Annotated in this window: 23 protein-coding genes, 2 tRNA genes and 1 pseudogene; 9 read left to right on the plus strand and 17 right to left on the minus strand. The window is 44.6% G+C overall.

What is annotated here, in order from left to right; genetic code table 11:
• Positions 1-70 precede the first annotated feature (70 nt).
• The 6 genes from LA360_RS26620 to LA360_RS26645 form a co-directional block, all read right to left on the minus strand.
• Entirely contained in the window at positions 71-1,375 is a 1,305-nt protein-coding gene (locus tag LA360_RS26620) for a TRAP transporter large permease (protein WP_057571923.1), read from the minus strand.
• Between the two features lie 3 nt (positions 1,376-1,378).
• Positions 1,379-1,858 carry a TRAP transporter small permease gene (locus tag LA360_RS26625; RefSeq protein ID WP_022202526.1) on the minus strand — a complete coding sequence of 160 codons (480 nt, stop codon included), beginning with the start codon at positions 1,856-1,858 and terminating at the stop codon, positions 1,379-1,381.
• Positions 1,855-2,859 carry a TRAP transporter substrate-binding protein gene (locus tag LA360_RS26630; RefSeq protein WP_057571924.1) on the minus strand — a complete coding sequence of 335 codons (1,005 nt, stop codon included), beginning with the start codon at positions 2,857-2,859 and terminating at the stop codon, positions 1,855-1,857. The genes LA360_RS26625 and LA360_RS26630 overlap by 4 nt, the downstream gene beginning before the upstream one ends.
• Positions 2,860-2,882: 23 nt before the next feature.
• Positions 2,883-3,347, minus strand: a complete 465-nt coding sequence (locus tag LA360_RS26635; RefSeq protein WP_022202527.1) for a NanQ anomerase/TabA/YiaL family protein — start codon at positions 3,345-3,347, stop codon at positions 2,883-2,885.
• Between the two features lie 20 nt (positions 3,348-3,367).
• A complete protein-coding gene (locus tag LA360_RS26640; protein ID WP_057571925.1) occupies positions 3,368-4,279 on the minus strand; it encodes a ketopantoate reductase family protein in 912 nt (303 codons plus the stop codon).
• 63 nt (positions 4,280-4,342) lie between these two features.
• Positions 4,343-5,029 (minus strand): cyclase family protein, encoded by a 687-nt coding sequence (locus tag LA360_RS26645; RefSeq protein ID WP_022202529.1) that lies wholly within the window; start codon positions 5,027-5,029, stop codon positions 4,343-4,345.
• Between the two features lie 297 nt (positions 5,030-5,326).
• On the opposite strand from LA360_RS26645, the gene LA360_RS26650 reads away from it, so the two are divergent.
• Positions 5,327-5,995 (plus strand): GntR family transcriptional regulator, encoded by a 669-nt coding sequence (locus LA360_RS26650; RefSeq protein ID WP_022202530.1) that lies wholly within the window; start codon positions 5,327-5,329, stop codon positions 5,993-5,995.
• Between the two features lie 45 nt (positions 5,996-6,040).
• On the opposite strand, the gene LA360_RS26655 is transcribed toward LA360_RS26650, so the two are convergent.
• The 5 genes and pseudogenes from LA360_RS26655 to LA360_RS32035 form a co-directional block, all read right to left on the minus strand.
• Complete coding sequence (locus LA360_RS26655) at positions 6,041-7,324, minus strand: IS630 family transposase (RefSeq protein ID WP_112482453.1); 1,284 nt, start codon at positions 7,322-7,324, stop codon at positions 6,041-6,043.
• Between the two features lie 296 nt (positions 7,325-7,620).
• A complete protein-coding gene (locus LA360_RS26660; RefSeq protein WP_112482455.1) occupies positions 7,621-8,406 on the minus strand; it encodes a transposase in 786 nt (261 codons plus the stop codon).
• Positions 8,376-8,870: a helix-turn-helix domain-containing protein gene (locus tag LA360_RS26665; RefSeq protein WP_112482457.1), complete on the minus strand. Its 495-nt coding sequence runs from the start codon at positions 8,868-8,870 to the stop codon at positions 8,376-8,378. The genes LA360_RS26660 and LA360_RS26665 overlap by 31 nt, the downstream gene beginning before the upstream one ends.
• 185 nt (positions 8,871-9,055) lie before the next feature.
• A pseudogene (locus LA360_RS26670) lies at positions 9,056-9,335 on the minus strand (Uma2 family endonuclease); the annotation flags it as partial.
• On the minus strand, positions 9,316-9,444 hold the full coding sequence (locus LA360_RS32035; RefSeq protein WP_081031292.1) for a helix-turn-helix domain-containing protein: 129 nt from the start codon (positions 9,442-9,444) through the stop codon (positions 9,316-9,318). The gene LA360_RS32035 and the pseudogene LA360_RS26670, both read right to left, overlap by 20 nt.
• On the opposite strand from LA360_RS32035, the gene LA360_RS26680 reads away from it, so the two are divergent.
• On the plus strand, positions 9,383-9,634 hold the full coding sequence (locus tag LA360_RS26680) for a hypothetical protein (RefSeq protein ID WP_162201157.1): 252 nt from the start codon (positions 9,383-9,385) through the stop codon (positions 9,632-9,634). The two genes, LA360_RS32035 and LA360_RS26680, sit on opposite strands and share 62 nt — an antisense overlap.
• Before the next feature lie 86 nt (positions 9,635-9,720).
• Positions 9,721-10,011 (plus strand): phage holin family protein, encoded by a 291-nt coding sequence (locus tag LA360_RS26685; protein ID WP_022202592.1) that lies wholly within the window; start codon positions 9,721-9,723, stop codon positions 10,009-10,011.
• 629 nt (positions 10,012-10,640) lie between these two features.
• Here the strand turns inward: LA360_RS26685 and LA360_RS26690 are convergent.
• Positions 10,641-10,790, minus strand: a complete 150-nt coding sequence (locus LA360_RS26690) for a hypothetical protein (RefSeq protein WP_022202593.1) — start codon at positions 10,788-10,790, stop codon at positions 10,641-10,643.
• 238 nt (positions 10,791-11,028) lie between these two features.
• On the opposite strand from LA360_RS26690, the gene LA360_RS26695 reads away from it, so the two are divergent.
• Entirely contained in the window at positions 11,029-11,304 is a 276-nt protein-coding gene (locus LA360_RS26695) for a hypothetical protein (protein WP_002583244.1), read from the plus strand.
• Here the strand turns inward: LA360_RS26695 and LA360_RS26700 are convergent.
• Together LA360_RS26700 and LA360_RS26705 are read right to left on the minus strand one after the other, a co-directional pair.
• Complete coding sequence (locus tag LA360_RS26700; RefSeq protein WP_002583243.1) at positions 11,301-11,513, minus strand: hypothetical protein; 213 nt, start codon at positions 11,511-11,513, stop codon at positions 11,301-11,303. The two genes, LA360_RS26695 and LA360_RS26700, sit on opposite strands and share 4 nt — an antisense overlap.
• Before the next feature lie 45 nt (positions 11,514-11,558).
• Positions 11,559-12,764 carry an IS256 family transposase gene (locus LA360_RS26705; RefSeq protein WP_173876956.1) on the minus strand — a complete coding sequence of 402 codons (1,206 nt, stop codon included), beginning with the start codon at positions 12,762-12,764 and terminating at the stop codon, positions 11,559-11,561.
• A 251-nt stretch (positions 12,765-13,015) separates the two neighbouring features.
• On the opposite strand from LA360_RS26705, the gene LA360_RS31660 reads away from it, so the two are divergent.
• From LA360_RS31660 to LA360_RS26720, 3 genes are all read left to right on the plus strand, one after another.
• Positions 13,016-14,467, plus strand: a complete 1,452-nt coding sequence (locus LA360_RS31660; protein WP_112482007.1) for a DDE-type integrase/transposase/recombinase — start codon at positions 13,016-13,018, stop codon at positions 14,465-14,467.
• 830 nt (positions 14,468-15,297) lie between these two features.
• Positions 15,298-15,579 carry a DUF503 domain-containing protein gene (locus LA360_RS26715; RefSeq protein ID WP_057573188.1) on the plus strand — a complete coding sequence of 94 codons (282 nt, stop codon included), beginning with the start codon at positions 15,298-15,300 and terminating at the stop codon, positions 15,577-15,579.
• Between the two features lie 30 nt (positions 15,580-15,609).
• A complete protein-coding gene (locus LA360_RS26720) occupies positions 15,610-15,879 on the plus strand; it encodes a hypothetical protein (protein WP_225537715.1) in 270 nt (89 codons plus the stop codon).
• Positions 15,880-16,058: 179 nt separating this feature from the next.
• Here the strand turns inward: LA360_RS26720 and LA360_RS26725 are convergent.
• Positions 16,059-16,131: transfer RNA gene (locus LA360_RS26725), tRNA-Val, on the minus strand.
• Positions 16,132-16,387: 256 nt separating this feature from the next.
• On the opposite strand from LA360_RS26725, the gene LA360_RS26730 reads away from it, so the two are divergent.
• Positions 16,388-16,732 (plus strand): hypothetical protein, encoded by a 345-nt coding sequence (locus LA360_RS26730; protein WP_022203046.1) that lies wholly within the window; start codon positions 16,388-16,390, stop codon positions 16,730-16,732.
• A gap of 382 nt (positions 16,733-17,114) precedes the next feature.
• On the opposite strand, the gene LA360_RS26735 is transcribed toward LA360_RS26730, so the two are convergent.
• A tRNA-Ala gene (locus LA360_RS26735) sits at positions 17,115-17,187 on the minus strand.
• 387 nt (positions 17,188-17,574) lie between these two features.
• The gene (locus tag LA360_RS26740) at positions 17,575-17,748 is read right to left on the minus strand and encodes a DUF1540 domain-containing protein (RefSeq protein WP_002575716.1); all 174 of its coding nucleotides are present in this window, start codon (positions 17,746-17,748) and stop codon (positions 17,575-17,577) included.
• Positions 17,749-18,065: 317 nt separating this feature from the next.
• Between LA360_RS26740 and LA360_RS26745 the strand changes: the two genes are divergently transcribed.
• A complete protein-coding gene (locus LA360_RS26745) occupies positions 18,066-18,575 on the plus strand; it encodes an SEC-C metal-binding domain-containing protein (protein WP_022203045.1) in 510 nt (169 codons plus the stop codon).
• Positions 18,576-18,577 lie beyond the last annotated feature (2 nt).

Here is an 18,577-nt window from a genome sequence, read left to right on the forward strand (position 1 = left end):
TCTATAAAGCAGTGGCCCGTAAAAAATTATATATTATTAAGAACGAATTGGTACTTTTAGTATTTTAAATTTAAATCAATTCCAACAAAGAGGGCAGCCCCAGAGAAAGTACAGGGATATAGGTAACTAAAAGCAGACCGACTATGATGATACCGAAATACGGCAGCAGGTGCTTGATAACACTTTCAATGGTTACACCGCCTACTTTACAGCCAGTAAACAGGATCGTTCCCACAGGAGGAGTGATGGTTCCTACAGAAAGGTTATAGCATAGAACAATACCGAACTGTACCGCGCTCATTCCTAAACTGGTGCAGATAGGAAGGAAGATTGGTGTAAAAATAAGGATTGCCGGGGTTGGGTCCATAAAAGTACCGACAAACAGTAAGATCACATTGATAAGAAGGAAAATTAAAAACTTATTGCTTGTAACACTGAGGACAGCGGCTGCTACCATATCCGGGATTCCCGTAAAAGCCATCGCCCAGGACATGATAGAGGATAAGCCGATCATGAATGTGATGGTACCAGTGATCTTAGCAGAATCCAGAACGATCCTTGGGATATCTTTTACTTTAATAGAACCATAGATAAGAGACAGCACAGTAGCGTATACAACAGCAACGGCAGAACCTTCGGTAGCAGTAAAGATACCACCTAAAATACCGCCGATAACGATGACGATCATCAAAAGACTTGGTACTGCCTGCCAAAATGTTTTTAAAGCGATCTTAAGGGTCAGCTCGCTGGAGCTGCGGTATCCTAATCGTTTTGCTGCAGTAGTTGCTAAGATAATGACGCCGGCACCCCAGATGATACCAGGAATATAGCCTGCCATGAACAGGGCAGCAATGGAAACACTGCCGGCTACCGTAGAGTATACGATCATGGTATTGCTTGGGGGAATGAGCATTCCTACAGGAGCGGAGGCAACATTGACAGCAACGGAATAATTTTTGCCGTAACCTTCTTTTTCCTCCAGAGGGCCCATGGTACTTCCGATAGCCGCCGCAGCAGCAGCGCCAGAACCGCTGATAGCGCCAAAGAGCATGTTTGCGATAACGTTGGCCTGTGCCAGGGAACCAGGCATTTTTCCGCCTAATACTTTGGCACAATTGACAAGACGCAGAGCAATGCCGCCGTTATTCATGATATTTCCTGCAAGGATAAAAAACGGGATGGCGATCAGTGAAAAGGAGTTAGAGCCTGCAAAAATTCTCTGGGCGGATGTGGCAAAAGCAACATTGCCTGGCAGCATACAGATCATAGAAACAGCAGAGGAAAGACCGATTCCTACTCCAATGGGTATGCCCGCTGCAAGCATAACGACCAGTAATATGACCATGACAATGGCTACCTGAACTGCAATAGACATAATTTATACTCCCCCTTCTTTTTTGGTAAAAATCTCGCGCAGGTTGTACAGACTGTAAAAGATGATCAGTACACCGCAGACGGGAATGATGCTGTATACGGTTCCGGTAGGGATTTTTAAGATAGAATCGTATTGAAGCATATTCATGGTAGTGATGACCATGCCGCCATATACCAGAATGGTGCCGGAAAAGATGATGATCACGATTTCATTGATGATATCTAATGTTCTTCTTGCACTTCCCGTCAGCTTATCTTTTAAAAAGGTGATGCAGATATGGTCTCTCTGACCGAATACGCAGGTAGCGGACAGAAGGATGAGCCACACGAAGCAATAGCGGGCAAGCACCTCACTGACACTGCTGGGGCTTTTGAACACATAGCGCATGATAACCTGATATACAGTCAGCAGCACCATACCAATAAAGTCAATGATGCAGACTGTAGCCAGAAAACGATCCAGTCCCTGTTTTAATGTTTTCATGATTGCTCCCCCCCTCTCAGTGCGGTTACATCTGCATAGATCTTTTTCGTTACATCAGATTGTTCTGCAATCCTTTGAAGCAACGGCATGCAGCGTTCTCTTAATTCTTCTGTATCAGGATAGCAGAACTGTGCGCCGGCAGCTTCCGTATCTTTCTTTGCCTGTTCAATGGCTTCCTTAAAAAGCGTAAATTCTTTTTCGGTAGATTCCTTTATCAGCTGATCAAAGATCGCTCTGTCTCCGTCACTCATGGAATTTAAGAAATCTGTGCTGGCAAGGACGACATCCGGGTGAACAATGTGGCGGGTGTAGGCATAGTAAGGCGCTACCTCATAGTTCTTAAAGTCACGGTAAACCAGCTCACTGTTTTCCGCAGCATCGATAACGCCCTGCTGCAGTGCGGTGTAAACTTCTGACTGTGCCATAACGGCTCCGTTTCCGCCCATTAGCTTGGTCATTTCTACATAGGTAGGGCTGTCATTGACACGAATGATCATACCCTTTAGATCATCGGCGGAATTGATAGGCTTTTTCGCGTATACATTTCTTTCGCCAGCGGTGTACACCGTGAGGACGCGGAATTTGTACTTATCCGTAGAGGAAAACAGCTCATCAAATACTCCGCCCATAACTGCATGCTCCAGATGGTCAATGTTATCATAAAGATACGGCGCGCCTACGATCGCAAAGTCTGCATCATATCCTTCAGGAACGCTGCCGGGAACGATGGCCATCTGCAGGGCGCCGGTACGGATAAATTCTGCCATAGCGCCCTGTTCTCCCAGAACACCGTTTGGATAAATGGTCATATGGTAACGGCCATTGGTTGCTTTTTCAAACTTTTCACCAAAATCCTTCATAGCAAGATACTGAGGGTGATTTTCATTTTGGTTAAAAGCTACTCGGATCTCGGTCACTTTCTGCTCTGTTTGTCCACCGCAGGCAGATAACATTCCTGTAAGACATAAAAGTCCTGCAGCCAATAGGATTTTTTTAAACATATCGGAATACCTCCTGCCGCTTTCTACAAAAGAGCTGCGCTTACTTTAACGACTACTTTACGCAGTTTCATGGATTCGCCGGAAATACACTCCGGACGGTGAATGTCGGAAGGAAAGAAGATGCAAAAACAACCTGGACGGGATTCAATCCATCCTTCATCTTCTACAGACTGATAGAAGATAAGGTCACGTTCCTTGATATGCTCAGCAATCTGATAATCTCCAGTGTTTTTTGTAAAGCCAAGACGCTCCTTACCGGAAACAAGATACTGCACATCCAGATATTTTTCATGGGATTCCGCTTTTTTGGTATCCGGCTCTACGGTGACAGCGTCAAACACCTGAGCATAGATCTCTTTCCCCTGGATTTCATATACGCCAGGTTCCATAGCTGCAAAATCGTGGCTTGCCAGATAATCCAGAGCTTTTTTGATGGCGTCTGGATAGGTTTCAAATACGTCGTGGTTTTTGATAGATGAAAAGATCATAGTTTATTTCCCCTCTTTTGTTAGTTTCTTCCTTCCATAGCATGTATCATGGTCACTACAAATTCATGTCCAGGCACTGCCACATGATATTTTTTTGCTGTGCGGACAACGGCGCCGCTGATGGTGTCTACTTCTGTACGTCTGCCATCCCGCAGGTCAGCCCGGATAGAAGTACAACCATTTGGATTCTGGATAGAAGTGTTCTTTACTTTTTCGATCACCGCTGCTTCGTCAAAAACAAGACCGGCAGCAGCTGCAGCTTCAATGGTTTCGTGGATAAGCTGGCAGCAGAGCTTCCATGCGTAGGCATCAGCAGCAATATATCCCATATCTACCTGAAGGATTCCGGTCAGTGCGCTTAAGGACACATTGGTAAAAAGCTTATCCCATATCAGTTTTTGGATATTATCATGTATTTTTATCTGAAAACCGCAGGAATCAAATACTTCTTTCAGATGGTTTAAGAACTGGCCGGCATTCTCTGTCAACATTCCGAGATTGGTAACGCCGGTTCCTCCGCGTCTGACATGTCCCGGACCAAGGACTGCTCCATTATCTTCGGTAGTTCCGATGACAATGTGGTCTTCACTGACAAATTCTTTTAAAAGGTCCTCGTGTCCTGCTCCATTTTGGAGGGTCATCAGACGGGTATCCGATCCGATCAAAGAACGATTCTGTTCAAGGGCATTTCTGGAAAAAAGCGCTTTTACGAAAACAATGACCAGATCAGCAGGCTGTTCTTTTTCTGTATGGCAGACTGCATGGGGATGATAGCGGCCTGTGGTACCATTTTCATCAATCAACAGGCCGTTTTTATTGATATGCTCTACGATATCCTGGTTTGTATCTACTAAGATCACTTCGTTGTGCTGTGAGAGGCGTCCGCCATAAATGGACCCCATAGCCCCTGCACCGATTACGGCAATTCTCATAAAGTCTCCTTTGCTAAAAAGGGCAGCCCTCAACGAAAGGTTGCCCAATCTGTCGTCAGGTATTTATTCAGAAAACTCGGTAAGTCCCTCGATCGCGTATGCACGCACAGGGCTGGAATCGAGTCCCTTGATAGGAAGCGGAGAATAGCTCATGAAAAATACATCTGTTTTTAACTCTTCCAGATTCTTTAACACTTCCAGGAATACGATATTCTCAGCCATCAGGATATCGTGGAACGGCTTTACATCTTCATTACAGTTTTCAATAGAAACGCCGTCACCGAAACCAACTGCTTTTACCTTGTGCTCCCTAAACCACTGAGCGCTCTCTGCATTGATCAAAAGACGCTGATCCTTCTCGGTGTTGGTATCCGCGGTAAATGGTGCCAGCTTGTAAGAAGAGTCGATGATGACAATGTCGCCTTCCTTTACTTTCTTTGCCTCACGGTCTAAGTCAGCAGCGGTAATGTGGCCTCTTTTTGCAACCGTTTCCCTGAAATCCACATATACGGCACGGCCCATAAAAGTAGTTAAAGGCAGATCAGCTGCGGATGGCCAGTTATCATCATGATGGTAAGGACACTCGCAGTGTGTTCCCAGATGGCTCATCAGGTCCATATTAGTATGGAAATCCGGGATAGCACCACCTGTATTAAAGCGGAACAGATGACACCTTCTGGTCTCGGTCGCAGGATCGATGATCTTAGATAAATCAACCACTCTTAACTTGCCTATTTCATAAACGCACATTTGTTTTCCTCCTTGACTTTGCTTGTGTTGTTTTGTTAGATTCTATCTCTTGACAGTATACCGGGATACCGGGATACTGTCAAGAGATACTTAAGATGCATAATAGACAAATTTTTAACGAGATTTTTGTGCAATTTTTATGGCCCTTGATGCGTCCGTCAGATATATATTTGGCATGAGTTTTTTTAGACGGGCCTATCAGGAACAGGGGATATTTTCTTGACAGAATCCTGAATTTGATTTAATATAAAATGGTTATTTACTATGAGAAATATGCAAAGAAAGTATGGTTACTTTATGAAAGAAAAGAGTCTGCTGCAGCTACATGCCTACGATTCCATAAAAAATAGTATTCTTTCCGGGGAACTGGAACCAAGGGTGCTTTACTCTGAGACAAAACTGTCTGCTCAAATCGGCATTTCCAGGACACCGATGAGAGAGGCGTTGCAGTCTTTGAGCCAGGACGGTTATATCACCATTATTCCCAGCAAGGGATTTATGATACGGCAGTTAAATGAGAAGGATATGAAAGACAGTATAGAGATACGATGCGCCATAGAGGGATTTTGTACCAATATGATCGCGTCGCAGATTTATACAGAACGAGGAAGGCAGCTTTTAAAAGATTTGGAAGCTGTGCTTAAAAATATGGAAGAAGTGTTTGATAAAGAGGACTGTTTGGAGGATTTTATTGACTACGACCATCAGTTTCATCTGCTTCTCGTAAACTATATGCAAAATGATGAGTTCGACCATATTTTCCAGCGGCTCCTGTATCTGATACGCCTGACTTCTCTGGATGCACTGGCCGTGAAGGGACGTATTACTGGGACTATGAATGAACACCGGGAATATCTGAAGGCATTAAAAGCAGGCAATAAGGCAAAGGCTTATGAGATCATGCTCCACCACTTGATGATGCCGCTTAAGATGCATGAAAAAAATAAAAATGTTTTGTCTTCCTGAAAAAAGGGCCATACTAGTATAACTCGATTTAAATAAGCTTACAATTTAAGCATTGGTAGTAATCTGATTTCTTGGCTTACGTGTCCGTGCTTTGGGCGCACGTTTCCCTTGGTTTTCAGGACTTGCTGCTTTCGCATTTACAACTTCATAGACGATTGTGCCCACATCCTCTTCCGAAAGATCAATCGTGTCCAAGCGGTATTTCCATTTGTAGGGGACGGGAACCTCATTGATTTCTTCAAAGTATTTCAAAATCCGTTCCTTTAGTTCCTCTTTCGGGCCTACACGAATCCCGGACAACATCTGGCGGGTCATTTTGCTGAAAAAGCCTTCCACCATATTCAGCCAGGAGCCATGTGTGGGTGTGAACACAAATTCAAACCTTCCAGGAACTGTATTCAGATATTCCTGTGTCTCCCTGGATGTATGGGCGGAGTGGTTATCCAGTATAAGCCGTATTTTGTCCCCTTTTGGGTATTTCTCATCCAATATTTTAAGGAATGTTACAAAATCGCTGCTTTTATGAGTATTGCTTACCAGTGGGATAGCTTCCCCGGTCAACAGGTCAATCGCTGCCAATAGGGAGAGCGTCCCCAGACGTTTATACTCATAATCACGCTGTACGGTGGACATTTTTTCCGTACTGGCAGCCGGGGGCCTGTCCCCGGTTGTGGTGGCAATCGCTTGGATCCCGGGCTTTTCATCATAGGATAATGTATGTACCGGCTCTTCATCACCGGCAAACGGAATCAAACTTCCATTTTCATCAAAGCGGAGTTCAACCTGTTTGTAAATGACCAGCACATCATGCATCTTCTTTTCAAAGTCAGGATCCCGTTTTTCACAATAATAGGTGACCTTATGGGGATTAAGCATTGCTTTCCTAAGTATCTTCCGGATAGAAAACTCAGATGCTGTCGCCATACGGGGATATCCTTCCTGTTCAGCAACGGAATTGATGTAGCGGGTAAGGCTCAATGGATACCATAACTCTGCCGGGAGGCCGAATGCGGAAGGCTTTTGGCAGGCAATATTGATTACCCATGCCTTTGCATCATCGGTAATTTCAATCCTGCGGCCACGGCCTTTACTGTCTTCCATGGCAGCTTTTACGCCTGATTCCATATATTTTTTCAGGCAGAGCTTTACCGTCGGTCTCGAAATATCGAGTTTGTCAGCAATGGCTTCATCTGCCATGCCATCTGATTTTAATAAGAGGATTTTGGCTCTCCTGTGGACTCTGGCTTCAACAGTCCCCTTCTGTAGAATGGACTTTAAATATGACTTATCATCATTGGAAAGAAAAATAGGCGTAGCACTCTTTGGCATCATTTTACCTCCTGAAATGGTCTATAAGTATTATACCATTTCAGGATAATAATGTAAACTTATTAAAATAGAGTCATACTAGGAATATCATAAAAGAGAAAGTAGGAAATACTTATCCTTCCGTTTAATACCTGGTTTATTTTCCAAGCCTAAGGTATAAACCACCGCCTTTAGGCGGTAGAGCTTCAGCAGCATTTCTTTTTCCGATTCTTACGGACGTCAGCGGAGGGGATTTCGGAGGACACGGTCCGGCCAGACAAATTGATACTAGTACAGTATTGCTTAAATATCAGTGATTAAATTACTAATGGTATCCCGGCATATGTCCACTTAAATGGGTGTGCTGTAAGATTGTATTGTTCAATAAAGCGCAGGATGCTTGCTTCCAGTTCTTCTATTGATAGGCAGCTTTTCCGCTTCAGCAGCTTCCGGTTAATGATGCCAAACCATATCTCAATCTGGTTCATCCAGGAACTGTGTTTCGGAGTATAGACAAAGCGGATCCGGTGGGAAGGGTCATGCAGGAAATCCGCCCGGCTTTCCATACTTTTAAGGATCCCTGTTTTCCCTTTTTTGCCCAGTTCCACGCCAAGGGCACAGGCTTCTGCCACAAAGCGGACAAGGGTTTCCGACTTATGGGTGTTTAGGCCATCGCATATAAATGTCCATGGGGCTTGCGGGTCTGTCCTTACCAATGCTTTCACGGCTTCCACAAAATCCTCTTCTGTGCGTGTGGAGTTTAAATACGGCATTTCCATACGGCCCGTTGCAACATCAAAGAACCCGATGAGGCTGGTCGTGCCATGGCGGATATACTCAAACTCCATTTTGGCGCACTGGCCGGGTAATGGGAGCTTGTCAGGATATTTATGTTCCAGCGCCTGTACCCCGGTCATTTCATCCGTGGAAACAATGTGTGCACCTTCCCGGCTTTGTTCCTGGGCACTCTGGTACAGGCCGCAGATTTCGTTTACTTTCCGCGCAAAAGATTCCGGGGCTTCCGTCTTTTCCGAAGAATGAAGCCAGTAACGGATTCTGTGGGGATGTAAATCTACCTCATTTTTAAAAAACGGCTGACAGATTTCTCAGAAATCTGTTCAGCGATCCCCTGCTTTTTAATTTCTGCCACTAACAGCGGGAGGCTCCACTGGCTTACTTCGTACCCAAAATCATTTGGGTTGCTGCAAGCAAGGTCGATGATCCGCATGATCTGGTCCGGCGTAAAAACAGACGGGGCACCGGGGCGTTTTTTATCGGACAGGACTGCCCGTATCTCATCTTCAAGCTTTTCCGGGGCGTCCATTTCAATCCTCCGCAAGGCTGGGAGCGCCGCGAGGAACCGACTGCGCCAGGTGGCAACATTATTATAATGAAGCCCGACCTGTGGTGCAATATTCTGGTTGAGTTCCCCCTGTGACGCAAGCAGGACAATGCTGGCTCTTTTGACCAGTCCTGACGGAAGGGAGCGGCTTTTTGAAAAAGCAGATAATATGTTTTTCATGGCATCAGATAAAACCGGGATAGTATCAATTGTTTTCCTTCGCATAATAACCCATCCATTCTTTAGTGATAGAATTATTATGCACCGACTACAATAAAAAAGCAACGTCTATTCATTATTATTTTGGCAATGCTGTACTAGCTATCAAGAGTTTTGACGGTGTCCGCCAGAAAGGCAAAGAGATAAAAAAGCAGCAGTCCCGTTATGGTTCCGCTGCAATGTGGATGGTATCAAAGGTTTAATTGGCTAAAGTCGATGGAAAAATCCTTATATATGCTGACTTTAACAGAATCGGTAAATCGGTAAATGGTAGGCGGTGTTTCATTTGGAAAATCAAAAAACACAATAATTTCCCTGGCCGGGTCTACAATCCAGCATTCACGTACCCCTGCCTCCTGATAGAGGGCCGGTTTTTTATAATAGTTTATTCTTTTCATTCTCTGCCTGGAGGAACACGGCAAACAGAGCTGGGAATACCTCGCAGAAACCATTATTGTTCAGGCATATATTCTATTATATCACCGGGCTGGCAGTTTAGAAGCTGACATACTGTCGCAATGTTATCCCCGGGGCCGGGCTTTTTGGGACTGTATATTCGATACATGTTTCGGACTGTCATGGTACATACTATCCCAGAGGTGATGATAATGAAGCAGGGAGAGCAGAAATCCACAAAAGAACTGGAGGAGCAGGCAAAGAATGTAGAGACATTCAATCCCAGGTGGCACGATGGCGAGTATCTGGGGCCTAACACGCTGAGACAGAAAGCAGATACTGAGGTTTATGGGAAAATGGAAGAGGAGCCGTAGGGCTTCTCTTTTTTGTGCTTCGGACTGTCAAATCCTGTTCTGTTTAATATACTAATAGTAAGAAAAGTAACGGAAGGAGAATGTATATGCAGATAACGGATTATATAAAACCGGAATTAATTGTGGTAGCTCTTGTGCTGTATTTCGTGGGCATGTGGATTAAACAGAGTGAGGCGGTTAAGGACAGATATATCCCATTGATCAACGGGGGCCTGGGAATTGTCATATGCGGGATTTATGTGCTTGCCACAAGTACATGCCGGTCGGGCCAGGAAATTTTTATGGCAATATTTACCGCCATAACCCAGGGAATTCTGCTGGCAGGGCTGAGCACATATGTCAATCAAATCATAAAGCAGGCAGGCAGGGAGGAATAAAATACAGTATATTTGTTCTTAATCTGTTTTAAGATATGTGGACCTGCAATGAATGCGGTATGTAAGATATTGTAAAAGGCTGCGGACGAGGAGTACGGTTCCACAGGAATCTATGTCACCGGGACCGTGACAACACACAGCCTGATATGCGGTGAGATACGCGGCTGCCAACTGGGGAAAATAGGGCATTGTGTCTCGGCTGTCAGGAACCCGGTGGAGGTGGCTGATGGTGGAACATATAAGAAGTCGCTCATAAATGTCATAAACAGGACAAGAAGTTTGCTGGATAATCCAAATATGAGTATTATCATAAATGAGGTGGAATATTTTTATTTTTGTCAGATTTAATCTGGAGGAGGCGTCAGATATTATTTGAATCTGAAGTCCTCATCCACGGATGGACAAGGTGTGGAAGATTGAATACAGGTCAAAAGCAGCCTGTAAAAAGGGAGGAGCCGGTCAGGATTTCTCCTGCCGGCTGTATTATGAAAAAAAGTATGATTAGCAATATCAACTTACAAAATATAGTATATGGGCTAAATATGAGCATCCTGTAGCGAAAATATGAACGATTTGTAAGAAGATTGTGAATATCAGTGACAGGATATTAAAAGGAGCAAAAAAGGAACCTACTGGGCTCCTGTCATGACCTCTTTCATTTGCTGGGTTACGGGACGATATCCGTCATTGTTGAAAAGACCATTAAATATGCTGTCGCCTAATGCCAATATAAGGAGGATAACCGCCAGGATGATGAGTGCTTTGGTGAAGAATTTCATTTTAATACCTCCCGTGATGTATTGGTAGTGTCAAGTTTACTACCTCATTTTTTGTTACGAGAGTATGAAAAAAAGTCTGTAAATTGAGATCTTCTATGATAAGTTAATGAGAAAGGTAGGTGGATGTCGTGACCACCTACCTTTACTATACGGATGCTTTTGGATTCTGTCAAGATGTATTGGAAAATCCCATCAAATTATGGTACACTTCTTACAGGAAAACATCAGGAGGTGTGCCATGAAGCTAAAAACAGACGATCCCTTTGTACCTGAAGATATCAGGGCAAAGATCAATGGACTGCAGTCCCTGCTGGATCATGCAGCCGACTTATACAGTGATATCTATAGCTGGTATGACAGTGAACTGAAATCCTATGACCCGAAAGCCACCGCAGACGATGAACTGTTTGACCCTGGCACAGGGACTGTTGTGGAGGGGATCGATTACCTGTCTATCATGGAATCCCTGTCAGAGCTGCAGACAGCCAACGAATGTAAAATGCAGAGGGATTAACCTTGTGTCCCATCGGCCTGGCCTCTGGCGATGTCTTCCCGTATCAGGGCCTTGATGGCCCCTTGGACGGAAGTGTCCCTGCCATATTTGTGCTGTCTGACCCAGGCCAGGATATCTGCATCTGTCTTCATATTCAGTTTTAACTTCACCTGTACAGTATTATAGCTGTCGTACCTGTCCTGAGCATCGTATTTTGAAAATCCATACATGGAAAGCTCCTTTCCGGATAGGTGTACACCTATGCCTGTGCGCTCTTATTCCGGCAGTCTGCCTTCGTACATAATGGACAGTTCCCCATAGACCTGCCCCCAGTTGCGGATGGGCATGGTCCACTTCTTCGTCGCCTCGAACGTGGCCAGGTACAGAGCCTTTAAGAGCGCCGTGCTGCCCGGGAACACGCTCCGCTGGCGGTTGAGCTTCCGGTAGGTAGAGTTGAGGCTCTCGATCGCGTTGGTAGTATAGATCACCTTCCTGACCTCCATGGAAAACTTGAAGATGGGGGATACCACATCCCAGTTGTCATGCCAGCGTTTCATTGAGTTGGGGTACTTTGGCGTCCACTTTTCCGTCACCTTCTCCAGCGCCTCCAGCGCCTTTTCCTCGTTTGCGGCATGGTAGATGGTTTTCAGGTCCGTGGCAAATGCTTTCCGGTCCTTGTCGGAGACGTATTTCAGCGTGTTCCGTACCATATGTACGATGCAGCGCTGCTGCTCCGTCTTCGGGAATGCCGCCGTTATGGCTTCCTTAATGCCCGTGAGCCCGTCCGAGCAGAGAATGAGGATATCCTTCACACCGCGGTTCTTCAACTCGTTCAGAACGCAGAGCCAGTACTTGGAGCTTTCATTCTCCCCGATCTGTATGCTCAGGACTTCCTTTTTACCTTCCAGCGTAAGGCCGAGGATGACATAGGCGGCAAGCTTGCGGATTACCCCGTCCTCCCGCACGGAATAATGGATTGCGTCGATGTAGACCACGGGATAGACTTCCTCCAGCGGGCGGTTCTGCCAGTCTTCAATCTGCGGCAGTATCTTGTCCGTCACGTCCGAGATGAACCCTTCCGAAGCCTCAAAACCATAAATGTCCATCAAGGTATCCGAGATTTGGCGGGTTGTCATGCCTTTTGCATACATGGATATGATCTTCTGGTCAATGCCGGAAATGTCCTTCTGGCGCTTTCTTACCACCTGGGGTTCAAACGTGGACTTCCTGTCCTGGGGCACCTGGATGTCCATGCTCCCGAAGCTGCTGTTGATCCGCTTGGGCTTGTAGCCATTGCGGTAATCATCCGAATCCGACCGTTCTGACCTCCCATAGCCGAGATGCTCATCCATCTCCGCTTCCATCATCTCCTTCAGGGTGCTCCCCAGCAGGTCTTTGAGGGCTTCCTGGATATCCTCCGCAGTCTGGATGTCATACTCTTCCAGGAGCTGATGGACGATGTTCCTTTTCCCCTCCGTCATGACTACTTTGTGTACGGGCTGTTTTTCTCTTCTTGCCATAATAATAGGCCTCCTTATGATAATAGATTTTATCATAGAAGACCTAATGCTTAATAGCTATTTACAGAAAAACTTTCATACTCTCTTTGTTACAAACCTTGTATTTTTAGGGATTACACCACTTTTTCAAAGAAAAAAGCAATGACCTCCCTTTTTGTGTCAATACTTTAGGTAAACCAATCCCACAAACACAGAAAGGAATTTCATTGCTTATGAATAGTATTACCTATTTATTGTCACTCATTCAATTTCTTTACCAGCAGAACTGCTGGCTCATTACTTTTATCTGCAAATATATCCCTCTCAAACAATGGGCTTTTGATGATTCCCATTCCCCTAAATACCAAAAATTCAGAACCGATGAACTCCCTATGCTTCAGTTTCATCAAAACGATTGGGACTGGCAGCTCCTCATCCCTTACTTCGAATATAAATACCATAAGAAGATTCGGCCTGTTGCACGGCGCAAGGAATGCGATATCTCTCCTGACTGTACCTGTCCCTCCTGCCATGCTCCTCAGCCTTTTCTTTATCGTAATAATGGTTCCAAAGGACAGTTAAAATGCAAAGTATGTGATACCAACTTCTCTACTGATGATAACCGCTTCTCCAAGCACTATACCCTGCGCTGTCCCCACTGCGGACATGCCCTTGTCCACAAAAAGGACCGGAAACACTTCATCCTCCACAAATGCGTCAACCAGAAATGTCCCTACTATCTCCATAACCTCAAAAACGTCGATAAAGAACACCTGGAGAAAGACTATGGCAAAAATGAATACAAGCTTCACTACCTCTACCGCGAATTCACGATAGATTTCTTTCGCATGGACTTAAACTCCCTGCCAAAGAATGCCTCCTCCCTCAAATTCAATAAGTTCGATTCCCATGTCATGTCCCTGTGCCTCACCCTTCATGTAAACCTTTCCCTTTCTCTGCGTAAGACTTCCCAGGCCCTGAAAGACCTCTACAACATCCAAATCTCTCATCAGCAGATCGCTAACTACTGCAAGAGCGCCGCCATCTGTATCAAGCCCTTTGTTGATAACTATGATTACGGCGCTGGCACTACCTTTACCGCCGACGAGACCTACATCAAAGTTCGCGGCATCAAATCTTATATCTGGTTTATCATGGATGCCGCCAAACGCTCCATCATCGGCTACAGGGTCTCAGATAACCGGGGCGTCGGCCCCTGTATCATGGCCATGCGCATGGCATTCCGCCACTTTAAGGAGCTTCCCAAAAACTTCCGCTTTATTGCCGATGGCTATAGTGCGTATCCTCTTGCCGCCCAGCAGTTCTTTCATGAATTCGGCGATGCTTTTAAGTTCCACATCACCCAGGTCATCGGGCTTACCAATGATGACGCCGTCTCCAAAGAATTCCGGCCTTTTAAGCAGATGATCGAACGGCTTAACCGCACCTACAAGGCTTCCTATCGAAAGACCAACGGCTTTGACACCATCGATGGAGCCAACTATGACCTTGCCCTGTGGGTCGCTTATTACAACTTTCTACGCCCTCATAAACACAACAACTACCATGTGCTCAATGATGTGGAAATCCTGCGGGGAGCAGACAACATGCCGGGCAAATGGCAGCTTCTCATCTTTCTGGGCCAGCAGACCATCCTAAATCTCCGGAAAACAGCCGCAGTCTAAAAGGAGCGGAACTGTTGTCAGGAGGACCGTGGAATACCGGAGCACAAAGTGCGAGGATATGCCGCGAAAGCCTCTTGACATAAGGTTCACGGATAATCCTGTAAAACAGAAAAGGGGGCAGGTGCGCCCTTTTCCTGCCTTCCGGCGAGGACGGGTTCGGGCAGAGCCCGATATTGGGTCAAGGGACAGGTCCCTTGCAAGTTCTTAGGGCGGCGCCCTAAGCTCCCGGAGGGCCTGGCTCTTGGTATATCTGCAGTTTTCAAGGTTCATTTGAGCCGATTTTTTCCGGCTTAGTTTTCATAGATTACTTGACACTACCGATGTATTGGTAGACCCATTTACCAGATAATATATCCTAATCATACTACATTATAAATCATGGGACAATATTTTGTGGTGATAGGTGATAAATAAAATGCAGATAAATTAAGTATGGATGGAGAAATATAGGAAAGGAAACAGTCTGCATCCACATTTAATCCACGGGTTATCAACAAACTTATCCACAGTATCCACTGCGAACACAAGATAATCAGGATTGATATTGTGTTTATCTATATATGGTGGTATTATGATTGTGGATAAGTGGCAGAACAATCATATGGCTCTGTTGTAGGTGAGCAATAAGATTTTTTGAATCAGGATACTGTTACTCCGGGATGGTAATAATATTTGGCTTTAAAGCCCGGGGATGAAGTTAAAAAGGAATGTTTTGCAATCAAAAGATGAGTAAATGTACAGTGATGTATCAGATATGAGGCGGACTGTTTTCTTGCCGGAGGACGGTTCTTTATTCGTTTCAAAAATGCGATTATTCCGAGGTAAATACAATGCTAATTATATCATTAAAAATCAAGCTCCATGCGCCCTGGGTTCATTCATTGAAAGAAAAACGTATGGTTGTTAAAAGCTTGCTGTCTAAGGTGCGGAACAAATTTAACGTGGCCGTGGCAGAGGTGGGAGAGCAGGATATACACCAGACAATTGTCATTGGCGTGGCATCTATCGTACCGAATAGCGCTCAAGCGGATAGTGTTATGGAAGCAATACGGTATTTTATAGAAGAGAATACGGAAGCAGAGATTACAGATATTGAAAGAGAGATATTTTAATCCCATATTTAGGACTAAAGGCAAATAGGAATGGCTAAATTTGTTAACTGGATACAAATGATTGTGATTAAAGAAGGCGTAAGGGATGAAAGTAAAAAAATGGATGGCCGCGATTGCATTTGTAATGTTTATTTCGGGCACTTTTATACAAGAAGCATTCGCAGAAACGTGGAAACAGGGAATGAACGGGGATTTATCCGTATGCTGAATGATACATTTACACCAGTCGGCTATACGATTGATGAAAATGGTGCATGGAAGCTTGAGGATGCACGTCATATGTATAGGCCTGAATCCTGAAAACATACCGCAGTCAGAGGAGGGAGAATTGAAAGGAACTCCTGCCAGAAGTGGGAACAGATATAGGATTGCTGGCTGTGAACAGAGTTCGGATGGAACTTTTTTGTATATGAAACTGAAATATGAAAAAACGGATGTTGTGACAAATAAGAGATTGCGTACAGGCACTTTCTAAATAGTGGAGACAACAGGACTCGAACCTGCGACCCTCTACACGTCAAGCAGATGCTCTCCCAGCTGAGCTATGTCTCCAACGAGATTAATTATACCATATAGGCGGGGAAGATGGCAAGCAGTTCTTGCAATAAACTATAAAGAGCACTCTGAGACCAAAATTATAAGCTGCTTCGGAGCCTTTTTTCATATTGTGTATTGTTCTATTGTAATTATTGTAATAGTTCTCGTGACATTATGAATGTCGGAAATATATCAAAAAATACAAGCATACTGACCGAACAAAGGGAATTATTATACACTTCTCCGTTCTATAAGTAATGGAGGGGGAGGAATGAAAAAAATATGGAAATATCTGGCCGCGGCAGGCCTGATGACAGTATTGGCACTGACGGCCTGTTATATTCGGCTGCCTGATTACAGAATCTATAAGGTATTCTCCTATAGCGGTTCGGATTTCAGAGAAACGGACCTGTATGTCATCGTATACAAACCTTGGCAGATTGACCATAAGGTTCAGGGAATTGTTTCCCGGCATAATGCGATGAATGGAACGCCTGACAAATTAACTGTGCGGCTTTATTACAATAAATATAATCTGGACAAGGGGAAGGATTTTTACAAGGCGATATTCGAGTACGGCAAAAGTCAGGTGACGGAGCCGCCTGGAGCATGGTAGAGAATTGGAGTGTACCGGGTTTTGGAATACAACAGCCAGACAATGACGTCTGATTTTTTTGCATTTCATAAAGTCTGTTTTTAAATAAGTGTGTAACTATAGTCGGCTGGGTATTGTGGGCCTGTCTATTAAATTGCCCTTTGTGGCTGCCGCTATCCGCAGGGTTAAGTGGTAAAGAATTTTGGCATTTGGAAAGCAGCAGGATAAAAATTAATCAGTAAAATAACGGGTACCGGATGCAGCCGGACCCGCTGTTTTCGTGTGATACCGTGCGCTATATTTGCATATTTTCATACCCATATAAGGATAATACAATGATTTTAGACAATCAAAAACCCACGCTGTTACGTTGTTTCCCGCAATTACGTGGATTTAAAAACAATGGAGACAACGGGATTCGAACCCGCGGTCTCTGCGTTGCGAACGCAGCGCTCTCCCAGCTGAGCTATGTCCCCATAGATTTGATTATAGCACGGCTGGGAAAAAATACAAGTTAAGTTTGAATTTTTTTTACATATTTTTCTTCCATTACTGAAAAGGTGAAGCCGGAGAACCAGAACCAGACCCATAATTCCAGGCGGGAAGGAATGGGGCCAAATACAAAGAGAAAACCATGTTAATATATAAAGCATCCGCTGTGATTGATGGTATCATATCACTGCGGATGTTTTTCTTTTTGATTTTTTTGTCGGATTTGCGGATGAATCACCGAATTTGTCTGTTTATCCGCAATGTTGTGGAAAAAGCTGTGGATAATGTGCTATCATCTGATAAATGAAAGAAAAAAGGGACTGTGCCAGACAGCGGTATTTCCTGTCTGGACGCAGTCCCCGGGATTGGAATTACTGGGCCTTATTTACAAAAGACTCGCAGTCTGTACATTCCTTCTTGGTTGGGTTCATTTCATGAGTTCCGACCTTGATGGCGTCAAGGGTGCAGTAATCCTCAGACTGTGCATTGTAAGCACAATTCTTGATGGTACATTTGATGCTCTCGTTTTTTCCATTTACTTTCATGGTAAAACCTCCTTTTGAATTGAATTGGATTCAGGTATATTATTTGCAGAAAAACAGAAAAAATACCCTTTATCTGCAGGTGAAACAAAAACAGAGGATTGGGATATAAGGGAAATGATTTAAGATTAGGGTGTATTTACCTGTATAAAAGTTGTATAAAAATAAAATATGTTTGAAAAATCTTATGTTTTGTTATATACTAAGGGTTATGGGCGGCCATGGACAGGCAGCGGAGCGGTCCGGCAGACAGGATGAGGCATGGCGCCCGGAACAGGAAGCCCCTGGAACATAAATAATACAAAAAGGATGGTTTTACTATGGCACTGTTAGAGACATGGAGAAATCTGGCTTACGGCGACGGCCTGGATGATAAAAAGAAAGAAGAATTGTGGGCTGGATATTTTCAGATTGAGAAGGGAATCTATGAGCAGATTCTCTCTAACCCAACAGAGGTTATCACAGGCACTGTAAAGGGCCTGGCAGAGAAGTACAATACGGAAATCCTCATTATGACCGGTTTCCTGGATGGAATCAATGAGAGCCTGAAGGGGTATGAGAACCCCATTGATACCATGGAAGAGGATACCGAGGTTAAGATTGAGATTGATCCGGAGAAGCTGTACTACAATATGGTAGAGGCAAAGGCTAACTGGCTGTATGAGCTTCCACAGTGGGATGAGATTCTTACTCCGGACAAGCGCAAGGAACTGTACAAATCCCAGAAGGCTTCCGGTACAGTACGCAAGGGTAAGAAGATTTTCCCAAATGAACCCTGCCCATGCGGAAGCGGCAAGAAATATAAGAAGTGCTGCGGAAAGAACACATAAAG

This window comes from Enterocloster clostridioformis (genome assembly GCF_020297485.1).
GTDB classification, from domain to species: domain Bacteria; phylum Bacillota; class Clostridia; order Lachnospirales; family Lachnospiraceae; genus Enterocloster; species Enterocloster clostridioformis.

Excerpts from the sequence above, each read along its gene's own strand:
- LA360_RS26625 (WP_022202526.1), bottom strand. The coding sequence starts at position 1,858 with ATGAAAACATTAAAACAGGGACTGGATCGTTTTCTGGCTACAGTCTGC.
- LA360_RS26730 (WP_022203046.1), top strand. The coding sequence starts at position 16,388 with ATGAAAAAAATATGGAAATATCTGGCCGCGGCAGGCCTGATGACAGTA.
- LA360_RS26655 (WP_112482453.1), bottom strand. The coding sequence starts at position 7,324 with ATGCCAAAGAGTGCTACGCCTATTTTTCTTTCCAATGATGATAAGTCA.
- LA360_RS26665 (WP_112482457.1), bottom strand. The coding sequence starts at position 8,870 with ATGCGAAGGAAAACAATTGATACTATCCCGGTTTTATCTGATGCCATG.
- LA360_RS26705 (WP_173876956.1), bottom strand. The coding sequence starts at position 12,764 with ATGACGGAGGGGAAAAGGAACATCGTCCATCAGCTCCTGGAAGAGTAT.
- LA360_RS26745 (WP_022203045.1), top strand. The coding sequence starts at position 18,066 with ATGGCACTGTTAGAGACATGGAGAAATCTGGCTTACGGCGACGGCCTG.
- LA360_RS26650 (WP_022202530.1), top strand. The coding sequence starts at position 5,327 with ATGAAAGAAAAGAGTCTGCTGCAGCTACATGCCTACGATTCCATAAAA.
- LA360_RS26680 (WP_162201157.1), top strand. The coding sequence starts at position 9,383 with ATGTTATCCCCGGGGCCGGGCTTTTTGGGACTGTATATTCGATACATG.
- LA360_RS32035 (WP_081031292.1), bottom strand. The coding sequence starts at position 9,444 with ATGACAGTCCGAAACATGTATCGAATATACAGTCCCAAAAAGCCCGGC.
- LA360_RS26630 (WP_057571924.1), bottom strand. The coding sequence starts at position 2,859 with ATGTTTAAAAAAATCCTATTGGCTGCAGGACTTTTATGTCTTACAGGA.
- LA360_RS26690 (WP_022202593.1), bottom strand. The coding sequence starts at position 10,790 with ATGAAATTCTTCACCAAAGCACTCATCATCCTGGCGGTTATCCTCCTT.
- LA360_RS26720 (WP_225537715.1), top strand. The coding sequence starts at position 15,610 with ATGGCTAAATTTGTTAACTGGATACAAATGATTGTGATTAAAGAAGGC.
- LA360_RS26695 (WP_002583244.1), top strand. The coding sequence starts at position 11,029 with ATGAAGCTAAAAACAGACGATCCCTTTGTACCTGAAGATATCAGGGCA.
- LA360_RS26715 (WP_057573188.1), top strand. The coding sequence starts at position 15,298 with ATGCTAATTATATCATTAAAAATCAAGCTCCATGCGCCCTGGGTTCAT.
- LA360_RS26685 (WP_022202592.1), top strand. The coding sequence starts at position 9,721 with ATGCAGATAACGGATTATATAAAACCGGAATTAATTGTGGTAGCTCTT.
- LA360_RS26635 (WP_022202527.1), bottom strand. The coding sequence starts at position 3,347 with ATGATCTTTTCATCTATCAAAAACCACGACGTATTTGAAACCTATCCA.
- LA360_RS26740 (WP_002575716.1), bottom strand. The coding sequence starts at position 17,748 with ATGAAAGTAAATGGAAAAAACGAGAGCATCAAATGTACCATCAAGAAT.
- LA360_RS26700 (WP_002583243.1), bottom strand. The coding sequence starts at position 11,513 with ATGTATGGATTTTCAAAATACGATGCTCAGGACAGGTACGACAGCTAT.
- LA360_RS26620 (WP_057571923.1), bottom strand. The coding sequence starts at position 1,375 with ATGTCTATTGCAGTTCAGGTAGCCATTGTCATGGTCATATTACTGGTC.
- LA360_RS26645 (WP_022202529.1), bottom strand. The coding sequence starts at position 5,029 with ATGTGCGTTTATGAAATAGGCAAGTTAAGAGTGGTTGATTTATCTAAG.
- LA360_RS26640 (WP_057571925.1), bottom strand. The coding sequence starts at position 4,279 with ATGAGAATTGCCGTAATCGGTGCAGGGGCTATGGGGTCCATTTATGGC.
- LA360_RS31660 (WP_112482007.1), top strand. The coding sequence starts at position 13,016 with ATGAATAGTATTACCTATTTATTGTCACTCATTCAATTTCTTTACCAG.